Annotated in this window: 13 protein-coding genes; 9 read left to right on the forward strand and 4 right to left on the reverse strand. The window is 48.0% G+C overall.

Annotated features, from left to right (window positions below):
* Window positions 1–17: 17 nt before the first annotated feature.
* Window positions 18–233, reverse strand: coding sequence for a small acid-soluble spore protein SspI (gene sspI, locus J7E26_RS09345; RefSeq protein ID WP_013353118.1), 216 nt, complete (start codon window positions 231–233; stop codon window positions 18–20).
* 120 nt (window positions 234–353) lie between these two features.
* Here sspI and J7E26_RS09350 point away from each other — a divergent pair, with 120 nt between their 5' ends.
* From J7E26_RS09350 to pheT, 3 genes are all read left to right on the forward strand, one after another.
* Window positions 354–1,100 carry a TrmH family RNA methyltransferase gene (locus tag J7E26_RS09350; RefSeq protein ID WP_214798027.1) on the forward strand — a complete coding sequence of 249 codons (747 nt, stop codon included), beginning with the start codon at window positions 354–356 and terminating at the stop codon, window positions 1,098–1,100.
* 359 nt (window positions 1,101–1,459) lie between these two features.
* Complete coding sequence (gene pheS / locus J7E26_RS09355; RefSeq protein ID WP_061523043.1) at window positions 1,460–2,494, forward strand: phenylalanine--tRNA ligase subunit alpha; 1,035 nt, start codon at window positions 1,460–1,462, stop codon at window positions 2,492–2,494.
* Window positions 2,495–2,507: 13 nt separating this feature from the next.
* Window positions 2,508–4,922, forward strand: a complete 2,415-nt coding sequence (gene pheT, locus J7E26_RS09360; RefSeq protein WP_214798029.1) for a phenylalanine--tRNA ligase subunit beta — start codon at window positions 2,508–2,510, stop codon at window positions 4,920–4,922.
* Window positions 4,923–4,962: 40 nt separating this feature from the next.
* Here the strand turns inward: pheT and rnhC are convergent, their stop codons facing one another.
* Window positions 4,963–5,907, reverse strand: a complete 945-nt coding sequence (gene rnhC / locus J7E26_RS09365; protein ID WP_214798031.1) for a ribonuclease HIII — start codon at window positions 5,905–5,907, stop codon at window positions 4,963–4,965.
* A 133-nt stretch (window positions 5,908–6,040) separates the two neighbouring features.
* On the opposite strand from rnhC, the gene zapA reads away from it, so the two are divergent.
* The 5 genes from zapA to J7E26_RS09390 all read left to right on the forward strand — a co-directional run bounded on the left by zapA (window position 6,041) and on the right by J7E26_RS09390 (window position 11,455).
* Window positions 6,041–6,298 carry a cell division protein ZapA gene (gene zapA / locus J7E26_RS09370; RefSeq protein ID WP_003152533.1) on the forward strand — a complete coding sequence of 86 codons (258 nt, stop codon included), beginning with the start codon at window positions 6,041–6,043 and terminating at the stop codon, window positions 6,296–6,298.
* Window positions 6,299–6,305: 7 nt separating this feature from the next.
* The gene (locus tag J7E26_RS09375; RefSeq protein ID WP_214798034.1) at window positions 6,306–6,839 is read left to right on the forward strand and encodes a CvpA family protein; all 534 of its coding nucleotides are present in this window, start codon (window positions 6,306–6,308) and stop codon (window positions 6,837–6,839) included.
* A 104-nt stretch (window positions 6,840–6,943) separates the two neighbouring features.
* On the forward strand, window positions 6,944–8,656 hold the full coding sequence (polX, locus tag J7E26_RS09380; protein WP_214798036.1) for a DNA polymerase/3'-5' exonuclease PolX: 1,713 nt from the start codon (window positions 6,944–6,946) through the stop codon (window positions 8,654–8,656).
* 20 nt (window positions 8,657–8,676) lie between these two features.
* Entirely contained in the window at window positions 8,677–11,034 is a 2,358-nt protein-coding gene (locus J7E26_RS09385; RefSeq protein WP_214798038.1) for an endonuclease MutS2, read from the forward strand.
* A gap of 16 nt (window positions 11,035–11,050) precedes the next feature.
* Window positions 11,051–11,455, forward strand: coding sequence for a DUF350 domain-containing protein (locus J7E26_RS09390; RefSeq protein WP_214798039.1), 405 nt, complete (start codon window positions 11,051–11,053; stop codon window positions 11,453–11,455).
* Between the two features lie 134 nt (window positions 11,456–11,589).
* Here the strand turns inward: J7E26_RS09390 and J7E26_RS18255 are convergent, their stop codons facing one another.
* Together J7E26_RS18255 and J7E26_RS09395 are read right to left on the reverse strand one after the other, a co-directional pair.
* Window positions 11,590–11,772: a DUF2711 family protein gene (locus J7E26_RS18255; protein ID WP_251034443.1), complete on the reverse strand. Its 183-nt coding sequence runs from the start codon at window positions 11,770–11,772 to the stop codon at window positions 11,590–11,592.
* A gap of 20 nt (window positions 11,773–11,792) precedes the next feature.
* Complete coding sequence (locus tag J7E26_RS09395; protein ID WP_251034445.1) at window positions 11,793–12,257, reverse strand: DUF2711 family protein; 465 nt, start codon at window positions 12,255–12,257, stop codon at window positions 11,793–11,795.
* A 104-nt stretch (window positions 12,258–12,361) separates the two neighbouring features.
* Between J7E26_RS09395 and J7E26_RS09400 the strand changes: the two genes are divergently transcribed.
* A complete protein-coding gene (locus J7E26_RS09400; RefSeq protein WP_214798041.1) occupies window positions 12,362–14,047 on the forward strand; it encodes an AMP-binding protein in 1,686 nt (561 codons plus the stop codon).
* Window position 14,048 lies beyond the last annotated feature (1 nt).

Below are 14,048 nucleotides of genomic sequence, written 5' to 3' on the forward strand. Positions count from 1 at the left end.
CATCACCCGGTTTACGCTTATTGAGCAGGTTTTAAACCGCCTTCTAATGTTTTGAGCATTTCATTTTTTTCTGATTCTGACGCATGCTGCCAAAGAACCTCGAATAACACGCCGAGGCCCGGGAGCATTTTCTCTTCACCGCTTTGGATGGCGTCAACGATGGTATGTTCAAGCTGGTCTTGGTTATTGCCTGTTACATTGGCAATAACGGCGTTGCGTAAATTAAGATCCATTTCAACCGCTCCTTCTTCTTGTATGTGATACGCATATTCTTACCGCGCACGCGGTTTATTATGTGCTGTTCTTGAGATATAATAACAACATGCCTGAAAAAAGGAGAGCACAGGAATAAAGTGAAACGAATCGACTCTGCAAAAAACCAAAAAGTGAAGGATTGGAAAAAACTTCACACGAAAAAAGACAGAACCAAAACGAACACATTTCTTATAGAAGGAGAGCATCTCACAGAAGAAGCCCTCAAAGCTAAGGGAACGGTAAAAGAAATACTTGTGAAAAATGAGAGCGCCATTCCCGCTGACCTGGATATGAGCATCCCGTGTTATGTGCTGAGTGAAGATGCGTTTTCCGCCGTGACAGAAACGGAAACGCCGCAGCAGATTGCCGCTGTCTGCCATATGCCCCTTGAGAAACCGGATGAATTGAAGCGGCTGCTTCTGATAGATGCCGTGCAGGATCCGGGAAACCTCGGAACGATGATCCGTACGGCCGATGCGGCGGGAATAGACGCCGTTGTCCTTGGAGAAGGAACAGCAGACCCTTATAACGGAAAAACGCTGCGCTCGGCTCAAGGATCTCATTTTCACATTCCGATACTAAAACGTCCTCTCGAAACCTTCGTCGATGACTTAAAGGCGCGCGGCGTCGCCATTTACGGCACGGCGCTTCAAAACGGGGCGGCCTATCAGAGCGTGAAGCCTGAGGAGGCTTTTGCGTTAATCGTCGGCAACGAGGGAGCAGGTGTGAATAACGGCCTGTTGCAAAAAACAGACCTCAATCTGTACGTTCCGCTGTACGGCCAGGCAGAATCGCTGAACGTGGCGGTAGCGGCGGCTATCCTCCTGTACCATCTCAGAGGATAGTGTTGCACGGAGCTGAGAATTTCACTATAATAGATAGCAATAATGTAAAAACCGTGACAGAGGACATCAATTTTTGCCATCACTGCCTTCCAGGGAGAAAATGCCGCTGACTGAGAGCATTTTTATCGCAGCTCGGAAATTGATTTTCACCTCTCGAGTTGTCACCGGGACCGCGCAAAACGCGCGTAAAGGTGAACCGGAACTGTAGTGTCCGTTATGTCAATGAAGCTGTCGGCAGATAAGTCTGCCTTAAAAAGGGTGGTACCGCGGCCACAACTCGTCCCTTCTGCAAGGGGCGGGTTTTTTTGTTTTCAAAAAAAGGCATAGAACGGTTTGTTTATATAAAAGGAGGATGCATGATGGAAGAGAAGCTTAAACAGCTTGAACTGGAAGCTGCAGAAAAAGTAAAAGCGGCAAGCTCATTAAAAGAAGTAAACGACATTCGGGTGCAATATCTCGGGAAAAAAGGACCGATTACAGAAGTGCTTCGCGGCATGGGCAAGCTGTCCGCAGAAGAACGCCCGAAAATGGGCGCGCTCGCCAATGAAGTGAGAGAGCGCATTGCAGCAGCCATTACAGCGAAAAATGAACAGCTTGAACAAGAAGAAATGAATAAAAAACTCAGCAGCCAGACAATTGACGTTACATTGCCGGGCAGCCCGGTGAATGTCGGCGGGCGCCATCCGCTGACAGTCGTCGTGGAAGAAATTGAAGATTTATTTATCGGCATGGGTTATACCGTTGAAGAAGGCCCTGAAGTGGAAACGGATTATTACAACTTTGAAGCGCTCAATCTGCCGAAAGAACACCCGGCCCGCGACATGCAGGACAGCTTTTACATTACAGAGGAAATGCTGATGAGAACACAAACATCCCCCGTCCAAACGCGGACGATGGAAAAGCATAAAGGAAAAGGCCCTGTCAAAATCATTTGTCCGGGTAAAGTGTACCGCCGCGATAACGATGACGCGACACACTCCCACCAATTTATGCAGATCGAAGGGCTTGTCGTGGACCGCAAGATCAGCATGAGCGACCTGAAAGGCACACTTGAGTTGGTCGCGAAAAAAATGTTCGGCCAGGATCGTGAAATCAGACTCCGCCCAAGCTTTTTCCCATTTACAGAGCCATCTGTCGAAGTGGATGTGACTTGCTTTAAGTGCGGCGGACAAGGCTGCTCCGTCTGTAAAAAAACAGGCTGGATCGAAATTCTCGGCGCCGGCATGGTTCATCCGAACGTCCTTAAAATGGCAGGATTTAACCCGGAAGAATATCAAGGCTTTGCTTTCGGAATGGGTGTTGAGCGTATCGCCATGCTGAAATACGGCATTGAAGATATCCGCCATTTCTATACCAACGATGTCAGATTCATTTCGCAGTTTACACAGGCGTAAGAGGAGGATACACATGTTTGTTTCTTATAAATGGTTAGAAGATTATGTTGACTTGCAGGGAATGGACCCGGCCGTGCTCGCAGAAAAAATTACAAGAGCCGGAATTGAAGTCGAAGGTATTGAGTACAAGGGCGAAGGCGTAAAAGGTGTTGTCATCGGACACGTGCTTGAGCGCGAGCAGCATCCGAATGCCGACAAGCTTAATAAATGCCTTGTCGATATAGGCGCTGACGAACCCGTGCAAATCATCTGCGGAGCCCCGAATGTTGATAAAGGACAGAAGGTTGCCGTTGCCACAGTCGGAGCCGTGCTTCCGGGCAATTTCAAAATCAAAAAAGCAAAGCTGCGCGGCGAAGCATCACATGGCATGATCTGTTCCCTTCAGGAGCTCGGCATTGAAAGCAAACTCGTGGCGAAGGAATATGCAGAAGGCATTTTCGTTTTTCCAAGCGATGCCGAAACGGGAGCTGACGCATTAGCGGCTCTTCAGCTAGATGATGCGATTTTAGAGCTGGGCTTAACGCCGAACCGCGCCGATGCGATGAACATGCTCGGTGTGGCTTATGAAGTCGCGGCCATTCTTGGGACAGAGGTAAAGCTTCCGCAGACCTCATATGAAGAAGCGGCGGAAAAAGCAGCGGAAGCTATTTCCGTCAAGATTGAAGATACGGAAGCCAACCCGCTCTATGCTGCAAAAATCATTAAAAACGTCAAAATCGGCCCGTCTCCGCTTTGGATGCAGACGAAGCTGATGAATGCAGGCATCCGCCCGCATAATAACGTCGTGGACATTACAAACTTCGTCCTGCTGGAATACGGCCAGCCGCTTCACGCTTTTGATTACGACCGGTTCGGCTCTAAAGAGGTCGTCGTCAGAAAAGCGGCGGAAAACGAAACCATCGTTACGCTTGATGAACAGGAACGGAAGCTTTCAAACGGACACTTGGTCATCACAAACGGTGAAGAAGCGCAAGCCGTTGCAGGAGTAATGGGCGGAGCTGAGTCGGAAGTCCGTGAAGATACAACCGCGATTTTACTGGAAGCCGCTTATTTCGACGGGCAGACCGTCCGCAAAGCGTCGAAAGACCTCGGGCTGAGAAGTGAAGCAAGCACAAGATATGAAAAAGGCATTGATCCCGCCCGCGTGCTTCTTGCGGCTGAACGGGCTGCCGGGCTGATTCAGGCGTATGCCGGCGGCGAAGTGCTGTCAGGCACAGTGAAAGAAAACCATCTGACCATTGAAGCTAATAACATTCAGGTTTCTGTTGAAAAAGTGAACAGCGTGCTCGGCATGTCGATCACGAAAGAAGAAATGGTCAGCATTTATAAAAGACTCGGTTTTTCAGTCGGTGAAGCTGAAGATGTCCTCGTCGTTACGGTGCCGTCACGCCGGAGGGATATTAAAATAGAAGAAGATTTAATTGAAGAAGCGGCAAGACTGTACGGGTATGACAACATTCCGTCCACGCTACCGGAAACGGCGGGCACGACAGGCGGTTTGACACCGTATCAGACAAAACGCCGGAAAGTCAGACGTTTCCTTGAAGGCGCCGGTCTATCACAGGCGACAACATATTCATTAACAAATGATAAAAAAGCCGCCGCATTTGCCATTGAAAAATCATTCAACACTATGCTCGCTTTACCGATGAGTGAGGAAAGAAGCATTCTCAGACACAGCCTTGTCCCTAATCTGCTTGAGGCATTATCATACAATCTGGCCAGACAGACTGATTCCGTCGCATTGTATGAAACAGGCTCTGTATTCCTGACGAGGGAAGAAAACACGAAGCCCGTTGAAAAAGAACGGGTCGCCGGAGCCGTTACCGGATTATGGCGCAAAAACTTATGGCAGGGCGAGAAAAAACCGGTTGATTTCTTTGTTGTTAAAGGAATTGTCGAGGGCCTGCTGCACCAATTGAATGTGTCAGACAGGATCGAATTTGTCCAGTCGGAACGCAAAAACATGCATCCCGGCCGGACGGCAAATATTCTCTTAAACGGTTCGCTCGCCGGATTTATCGGCCAAGTGCACCCGGCAATGGAAAAAGAGCTTGATATTAAAGAAACTTATGTATTCGAGCTTGATTTGCATATGCTGTTGACGGCGGAAACGGAACCGGTCGTGTATACCGCGATTCCGAAATATCCGTCTGTTACACGTGACATCGCGCTTGTAACAGATAAAAACGTCACAAGCGGACAGCTCGAAGCCGTCATCAAAGAAGCGGGAGGCGCGCTTCTGAAAGAAGTCACTGTATTTGACGTTTACGAAGGCGAGCATATGGAAGAAGGGAAAAAATCCGTCGCGTTCTCATTGCAGTATGTCAACCCGGAACAAACATTGACAGAAGAAGAAGTGACAAAAGTCCACGATAAAGTGCTGAAAGCGCTAGAAGAAACGTATCAGGCTGTATTGAGAGGATAATAAAAAAGCTTGCAGATGAATCTGCAAGCTTTTTTTATTCCTATGACCGCTTCCGTTCAGCAAGGCGTTTCGCTTTTTGAGTATTGGCGAAATGGAGCTTTGTAAACGTTCGGAGCGAGCCTTCGCCCTTTTTGATGATCAGCTTTGCCGCGGCTTCATCGACATGCGGCCCCGCGCCTTTTGGAATCGTCATGCCGGCTTCGCGGGAAAGCTTATCCATCTCAAGTAAGAAGGAGTATCTGGCAATAATCGAGGCCGCTGCGACGGAGAGGTGTATGCCTTCCGCCTTTGTGCTGAAATACGTTTTTTCTTTTACGATGTCTCTTCCCGCCAGATGCTTAAAATAAATGCCGGGCTCTGCGAATTGGTCAATCAAAATCGCTTCCGGCCTCACGCCGTCCATTTTTCTCAGCAGGTTGGAGATCGCCTGGTTATGAAGGAGCGCCTTCATTTTCCCTTGGCTCATGCCTTTTTCCTGCATTTGATTGTATTTTTCATTTTTTAATACAAGAAGGCTGTAAGGAATGGTTTTGATCAAAAGTTTGGCAATTTCAATAATCTGCGGGTCTTTTAAATCCTTTGAATCCTTTACTCCCAGCTCCTTCATTAAAGCCAGCTTCGTTTTGTCCGCGTACGCACAGGCAACCGTAATCGGTCCGAAATAATCGCCGGTTCCGACTTCATCAGAACCGATCACCGACATGGAGGCGATGTGCGCCGGGGGAACGTAGAGCGGATCTGCCGCTTTTTTGACGGCTGTTTTTTTGGCTTTGGGCGCCTCAGCCGTTCCCCAGCGTGCGGCTTCTGTTCCGGCGTTTTTTCCTTGAAACAAAACCTTTCCTGAGCGATAGGCTGTAATGGTACAGCCCGGCGGCTTAGCCTGAAAGACGGCGCCCTGCGGCACGGACGGAGTGAGGGAGCCGGCATAGGACTGTTTCATTTGTTCAATAGCGGAAGCGGAAACTTTTATAACAGAATGGGACACGATATAATCTCCTTTTTTGGCACTTTTCACTGTATATACCAGTGTATCATAACAGCCTGAGGCTCGTCTTTCCATTCAAACGCTAATCATGGTATGATAGGAACTAGGATTCTCGCGGAATGGAGGAGAAACGTTGTCTGACGGCAAAAAAACGAAAACGACAGTTAACATTTACGGCCAGCACTTCACCATTATCGGGGAAGAAAGCAAAGCGCACATGCGCCACGTGGCCGGAATGGTTGATGATAAAATGAGAGAAATCAACGAGAAAAATCCATATCTTGATATAAATAAGCTCGCTGTTTTGACTGCGGTCAATGTGGTGCATGATTATATGAAACTCCAAGAAAAATATGAAATACTGGAGCGGCAGCTTAAAGAAAAGGAATGAACAGCATATGATAGATATCATCATCTTGGTTTTGCTCCTGATGGGCACATTGCTTGGATTAAAAAGAGGATTTATCCTGCAATTTATATATTTAACGAGTTTTATTCTGTCAATTGCGTTTGCGGCGCTTTTTTATAAAAATCTGGCTCCGCATTTGAGCTTTATACCGGCGCCTGATTTTTCCGGCGGCCAGGCGGCTCTTTCTTTTATTAAAGGTAACGTAGAGACGGCCTATTACAACGCGATCGCGTTTGTCATTTTGTTTATCATCGCGAAAATTCTGCTTCGGATCATCGGAGCGGCGCTTAATATCATAGCCAGCATTCCGGTCATTAAACAGATCAACAAATTGTTTGGCGGTGTGCTCGGTTTTCTGGAAGTCTATTTATTTGCGTTTATCTTGCTGTATATCGCATCCGTATTGCCGGTAAGCGCGCTTCAGCAGATGCTCGCACAATCAACGCTTGCGGACATCATTACTCATCATACGCCGTATTTGTCAGGGCTCCTGGAAGAACTGTGGGCTCAGTACGGGGCATAAAAACTTCTCTTGACCAGAGAAGTTTTTTTCAAGCCGTAAGTCAGTTGTGCCGGCGGTGAAAAATTTGTATGATGAAAAGCAGGAAACGACTGGGGGTTAAACAGATGCATAAAAAAGATATCATCCGGCTGCTTGAAACGATTGCGGTCTATATGGAATTGAAAGGGGACAACCCGTTTAAAATATCAGCCTTCCGTAAAGCGGCCGCCGCGCTGGAGCAGGATGACCGCAGCCTGTCGGAAATCGACGACATGATGTCTTTATCCGGCATCGGAAAAGGCACCTACAGCGTCATTCGCGAATATATGAAGGAAGGCGTATCAAGCACGCTTCTCCAATTGCAGAAAGAGGTTCCGGAAGGGTTAGTGCCTCTTTTGAAGCTTCCGGGGCTTGGCGGCAAAAAAATCGCCAAGCTGTATCAAGAGCTCGGCGTGCATGACGCGGAATCGCTGAAAGAAGCGTGCGAACAGCAAAAAGTACAGGGGCTTGCCGGATTCGGCAAAAAAACGGAAGAAAAAATCCTTCAGGCTTTGGGAGAAGCCGGAAAACAGCCGGAACGTTTTCCGATCGGCTATGCGCTCGGCATCGCTTCAGTAATCGAAGAGCATTTGGCCGGTTTTACGGATATTGTGAGGTTTTCCAGGGCAGGAAGTCTGAGAAGAGCGCGGGAAACGGTGAAAGACCTTGATTACATTATCGCAACGGACAATCCGGCGTCAGTAAGGGATCAGCTTCTCTCACTGCCGAACATAAAAAACGTCATAGCAAGCGGCGATACAAAGGTATCAGTCACCCTGTCCTTTGAATATGAAACAAGTGTGGATTTTCGTCTTGTGACAGATGAACAATTCCCGACGACACTGCACCATTTCACAGGGTCCAAAGACCACAACATTAAAATGCGACAGCTCGCGAAAGAACGCGGTGAACGAATCAGCGAATATGGTGTAGAAACAATTGAAACCGGAGAAGTCAAAACCTTCCCGAGTGAAGAGGCCTTTTATGCACATTTCGGCCTGCCGTTGATTCCCCCGGAGCTCCGGGAAAGCGGGCAGGAGGTCGAAACCTACCACGAAGAAACGGATTTGATCGGACTAGCGGATATAAAAGGGGATCTTCACATGCACTCCGCCTGGAGCGACGGCGCTTTTTCCATCAGAGAAATGGCAGAAGCGTGCATGGCAAAAGGCTACCAGTACATGGCGATCACCGACCACTCGCAATATTTAAAAGTGGCCAACGGTTTAACGGCGGAACGCCTCAGAAAACAGGCGGAAGAAATTGACGCATTAAATGCTGAATTTGAAAACTTTCATATCTTTAAAGGCGTGGAAATGGATATCCTGCCTGACGGCTCGCTTGATTATGATGACAGCGTGCTCTCCGAGTTGGACCTTGTCATCGCTTCCATTCACTCAAGCTTCAGCCAGCCGGAGCATGTCATTATGAAACGGCTTGAACAGGCGCTGACCAATAAGCACGTGGATATTATCGCACACCCGACGGGCCGCCTGATCGGCAGACGGGCCGGCTATGAAGTCGACATCGACATGCTCATAGAGCTTGCCGCAAAAACAAATACGGCGCTTGAATTAAATGCAAACCCTGCGCGCCTCGATTTACGGACGGAACATCTGATGAAAGCGAACGATAAAGGCGTAACCCTGGTTATTAATACAGATGCCCATAATATTGAGATGCTCAGCGACATGAAAACGGGCGTAACAGCTGCGCGCAAAGGCTGGACTGAAAGAAAACACGTCTTAAATGCCCGGCCGCTAAGTGAGGTCAAAGCATTTCTGAAGCGCAATGATTAAGTAAGGAGGACCACATAACCGTGCAGCAAAAAGTGTTATCATCACTTGAATTTCATAAAGTAAAAGAACAAATTACCGCTCATGCCGCTTCATCGCTCGGCAAAGAGATGCTTCTGCAGCTAAAACCTTTGACGGATCTGGCTGAAATCCAAAAACAGCTGGATGAAGTCGAAGAAGCATCCGCAGTCGTGCGCTTGAGAGGCCATGCCCCTTTTGGCGGGCTGACCGATATCAGAGCCGCTCTGCGGCGCGCGGAAATCGGCAGTGTGCTGACTCCCGCGGAATTCACCGAAATTTCCGGGCTGCTGTATGCCGTCAAACAAATGAAGCATTTTATCAGCCAAATGACGGAGGACGGCGTCGACATTCCGCTGATTGAAGCCCATGCGGAGCAATTGATTACGTTAAGCGATTTGGAGCGCGAGATTAACTCCTGTATTGATGATCATGGCGAAGTGCTTGACCATGCGTCCGATGCATTAAGAGGAATCCGTACGCAGCTCAGGACGCTTGAATCAAGAGTCAGAGACCGGCTTGAATCGATGCTGCGCTCTTCTTCGGCCTCAAAAATGCTGTCTGACACTATCGTCACGATCCGAAATGACCGCTTTGTCATCCCGGTCAAACAGGAATACAGATCAAGCTACGGAGGAATCGTTCATGACACCTCTTCTTCCGGCGCGACTCTGTTCATTGAACCGCAGGCGATCGTTGATATGAATAACTCGCTTCAGCAGGCGAAGGTAAAAGAAAAACAGGAAATTGAACGGATTCTCCGGGTTTTGACAGAGCATACGGCAGAACATACACATGAATTGGTTCAAAACGTGGAAGTGCTGCAAACACTTGATTTTATTTTTGCCAAAGCGAGATACGCAAAAGCAATGAAGGCGACAAAACCGATGATGAACGGCGAAGGTTTCATCCGGCTGAAAAAAGCGCGTCACCCGTTATTGCCTCAAGAGCAGGTGGTGGCTAATGATATCGAGCTTGGGGGAGGCTATACAACCATTGTCATCACGGGACCGAATACAGGCGGTAAAACCGTCACGTTAAAAACGCTCGGACTGCTGACGATCATGGCGCAGGCGGGTTTGCACATACCGGCTGACGAGGGTTCCGAAGCCGCTGTGTTCGACAATGTCTTTGCCGATATCGGTGATGAACAGTCCATTGAACAAAGCTTAAGCACCTTCTCATCCCACATGGTAAATATCGTCGGCATTTTAAAAGACGTCAGTGAAAACAGTCTTGTGCTGTTTGATGAGCTTGGCGCCGGAACAGACCCGCAGGAAGGGGCGGCGCTTGCGATGAGCATTCTCGACGAAGTTCACCGGACAAACGCCAGAGTCCTCGCGACAACCCACTATCCGGAACTGAAAGCCTACGGGTATAACCGGACAGGCGTCATGAACGCGAGCGTTGAATTTGACATTGAGACGCTCTCGCCGACTTATAAGCTCTTAATCGGAGTTCCGGGCCGAAGCAACGCTTTTGAAATTTCAAGGCGTCTCGGACTGCCGGAGCATGTCATCGGCCAGGCAAAGTCAGAAATGACGGCCGAACACAACGAAGTCGATTTGATGATCGCATCACTGGAACAAAGTAAAAAAAGAGCGGATGAAGAGCTTTCTGAAACCAAATCAATCAGAAAAGAGGCTGAAAAGCTGCATAAAGAACTTCAGCAGCAAATCATCGAGCTGAACGGCCAAAAGGACAAAATGCTGGAAGAAGCCGAACAGAAAGCGGCTGAAAAGCTGGAGGCCGCCACAAAAGAAGCCGAACAAATCATTCATGAACTCCGGTCGATTAAGCAAGAACACAGATCTTTCAAGGATCACGAGCTGATTGAGGCTAAAAAACGACTCGGAGACGCGATGCCCGCTTTTGAGAAATCAAAGCAGCCCGAAAGACAAACAGAGAAAAAACGCGAGCTGAAGCCGGGTGACGAAGTCAAGGTGCTCACCTTCGGGCAAAAAGGAACACTGCTTGAAAAAACCGGCACAAATGAATGGAATGTCCAAATCGGCATTCTCAAAATGAAGGTGAAGGAAAAAGATCTCGAATTTCTCAAATCCTCGCCTGAACCTAAAAAGGAAAAAACAATCGCCGCCGTTAAAGGGAAGGACTATCACGTTTCCCTTGAACTTGACCTGCGCGGAGAACGTTACGAAAACGCGCTCAGCCGTGTGGATAAATATTTAGATGATGCGGTGCTCGCCGGTTATCCGAGAGTTTCCATCATTCACGGAAAAGGAACGGGCGCCCTCCGAAAAGGCGTGCAGGATCTTCTGAAAAACCACCGCAGTGTCAAAAGCTCCCGGTTCGGTGAAGCGGGAGAGGGAGGATCAGGCATTACGATTGTCGAACTAAAATAAAAAGGGAGTAAACGTCATGAGTGCATTTTGGGAAAATGAGCTTGTTGAAATCGCGGCTTATTACAGTGTGGCCGTCTTGTGCCTCGTCGTTTTTCTAAGCGTATTTGAATTGGTGACAACCTATAAAAACTGGGAAGAAATCCAAAAAGGAAATCTTGCGGTTGCGATGGCGACCGGGGGGAAAATCCTCGGAATCGCTAATGTCTTTCAGCACAGCATCGCCCAGCATAATTCACTGATGCAAATGATCGGCTGGGGTGTATACGGGTTTATCATGCTGTTGGTCAGCTATTTTATCTTTGAATTTCTTACCCCCCGTTTTAAAATTGATAAAGAAATCGAAAAAGATAACAGAGCTGTCGGCTTTATTTCATTTGTCATCTCAGTCGGCCTGTCATTTGTGGTGGCCGCCGGGATCTAAGGGGACGGTATAAATGGAGAAGCTTGCGAAAGTGCTGCTGTCGGCAGCAGGGATTTTTCTGTTGATCGGACTTATTTATCTGTTAATGACCTCATAATACGAAAGGCTGCCGGATATACAATCGGCAGCCTTTTTTATGGATAAAACCAGTCGATGCAAGTCGATTGGGTGCAAATGACCGCTTCCCAATTTGCTGTGCGGACAATGCCTGCTATGTCTTGGTCTTTCATAAGAAACAGTGTGGTAAAAGAATCATACACGCCCATAAAAGCGGCATTCAGATGTTCATCGGCAATCACCATTTCAGGCTGTAGCAAATCGCATATCTCCAAAGGCGTCAAAACATCCCTTGCTGTTCAATCGGCTCAAAATAAGTACAGCGCTCAGAGCCTTTGGAGCGGAAAACATCCAGCAGGCTCGCAATAAGGAATGCCGAAGTGTAATCCTCACTCGGAAAATAAAGATCCGGGCAGTCATTCAGCCTCTCTAACAGCGCGGCTGAATCGGGTTTCGCGTATTCATCCCGTAAAGCCATGGCCGCAGTCATGAGGGCAATAGCGGTCTCTTTCTCAGACCGCAAGCCGCAAATGGTCATCACTGCTTTCCAGGAAACAGGAACGCCGGATGCAAGTATCTCCTCATCGCTCGGATAGATGTGCTCAAAAGGCTGCTTTCGCTTCTTTTGCCCCCATCCGATGGGCATTCGGACAAAAGGGTGAAGCAGAAATGCTGCTGATGAAAACGGCTTCGGCTGCTGGCGCAGGATGGGGACGCCGGGTTCAAGACTTAATGTTTCTAACAAAAACACCACTCCTTGAGCTGAAAAAATCATATGAAACACTTTCCAATTTTGATCAGCCATCTGATATAATAATAGCGTATATGAAAACAGAAAGGAGAGGTTTTATGCAGTCTGATAAGCCATGGCTTTCTGAATATCCGGATGAGATTCCGCATGAGCTTGAATTTACCAAACAAACCCTGCCATCCAATCTGACAAACTCCGCTGCCCAATTCCCGAACCATACTGCTATTTATTTTCTCGGAAAAAAACTCACATTCCAAGACGTTCTCACAGATTCTTTAAAGCTTGCCGCCTTTTTGCGGAAAAAAGGACTGAAAAAAGGAGACAGAGCCGCCATCATGCTGCCCAATTGTCCGCAATCGGTCATCGCTTTTTACGGCGTATTGTTTGCCGGCGGCATCGTCGTACAGACCAATCCCCTCTACACTGAGCATGAGCTTGAATATCAGCTGAAAGACAGCGCGCCAAGCGTCATTATCACCCTGGATATGCTGTTCCCGAAGGTGATAAAAATGAAAACGCTGTCAGTTGTAGAGCGGATTATCACAACCAGTATAAAAGATTATTTGCCGTTTCCGAAAAATATGCTGTACTCACTTACACAAAAACAAAAGGTGCATATCGATTATGACGGCCACGAACAGATTCACAGCTTATCTGATATTTTAAAAGACGAAACAGCGGCAGATGCGCCCGCTTTTGATATTGACCCTGAGCATGATATTGCCGTGCTTCAATATACGGGCGGGACCACAGGCAATCCGAAAGGGGTCATGCTCACGCATCGGAACATTCAAGCCAATACAGAAATGTGTGCGGCCTGGATGTATAAAATGAAAAAGGGTGCCGAAAAGGTGCTGGGGATCGTGCCTTTTTTTCATGTGTACGGATTAACCGCCGTGCTTAATTTTTCCATTATGCAAGGCTGTGAAATGATTCTTCTTCCTAAATTCAATCCTTTGGATACCCTTAAAACGATAGACAGGCTGAAGCCGACGGTATTTCCGGGCGCGCCGACGATTTACATCGGCATTTTGCATCATCCTGAACTGAACAAATATGATCTCTCGTCCATCAAAAGCTGTCCGAGCGGTTCAGCGGCGCTGCCGGTCGAGGTAAAGCAGAAGTTTGAAAAGGTCACAGGGGGAAAACTTGTGGAAGGCTACGGGTTATCTGAAGCATCTCCGGTCACGCACTCGAACTTTATCTGGGGGAAAAACAAGCCCGGCAGCATCGGCTGTCCTTGGCCTAATACTGATGCCGGAATCTATTCAGAAGAAACAGGCGGGCTTGCCGGTCCGTATGAACATGGAGAGCTGATCGTAAAAGGCCCGCAGGTGATGAAAGGGTATTGGAACAATCAGGAGGAAACGGCGCGTGTGCTCAGAGACGGCTGGCTGTTTACCGGTGATATGGGATACATGGACGATGAGGGGTTTTTCTATATCGCAGACCGAAAAAAAGACATCATTATTGCCGGCGGGTACAATATTTATCCCCGGGAGGTCGAAGAGGTTCTGTATGAACACGAAGCGGTTCAGGAAATCGTCGTTGCGGGTGTCCCCGATTCATACAGGGGGGAAACGGTCAAAGCATTTATCGTTTTGAAGAAAGGCGCACAGGCAGATGCTGATGAGCTTGATTCGTTCGCAAGAGAGCGTCTGGCGCCGTACAAAGTTCCGAAACTGTACGAATTCAGAGCGGAACTTCCGAAAACGGCCGTCGGAAAAATTTTAAGAAGGCGTTTAGTGGAAGAGGAAGACGTTCAGCAAAACAAGATCCCTTAAA

It is taken from the genome of Bacillus sp. ISL-51, from assembly GCF_018613535.1.
GTDB lineage: Bacteria > Bacillota > Bacilli > Bacillales > Bacillaceae > Bacillus.

Bases quoted from the DNA above. Each gene is read 5' to 3' on its own strand.
- sspI (WP_013353118.1), bottom strand. From the start codon at position 233: ATGGATCTTAATTTACGCAACGCCGTTATTGCCAATGTAACAGGCAAT.
- pheS (WP_061523043.1), top strand. From the start codon at position 1,460: ATGGAAGAGAAGCTTAAACAGCTTGAACTGGAAGCTGCAGAAAAAGTA.
- pheT (WP_214798029.1), top strand. From the start codon at position 2,508: ATGTTTGTTTCTTATAAATGGTTAGAAGATTATGTTGACTTGCAGGGA.
- J7E26_RS09375 (WP_214798034.1), top strand. From the start codon at position 6,306: ATGATAGATATCATCATCTTGGTTTTGCTCCTGATGGGCACATTGCTT.
- polX (WP_214798036.1), top strand. From the start codon at position 6,944: ATGCATAAAAAAGATATCATCCGGCTGCTTGAAACGATTGCGGTCTAT.
- J7E26_RS09390 (WP_214798039.1), top strand. From the start codon at position 11,051: ATGAGTGCATTTTGGGAAAATGAGCTTGTTGAAATCGCGGCTTATTAC.
- J7E26_RS09400 (WP_214798041.1), top strand. From the start codon at position 12,362: ATGCAGTCTGATAAGCCATGGCTTTCTGAATATCCGGATGAGATTCCG.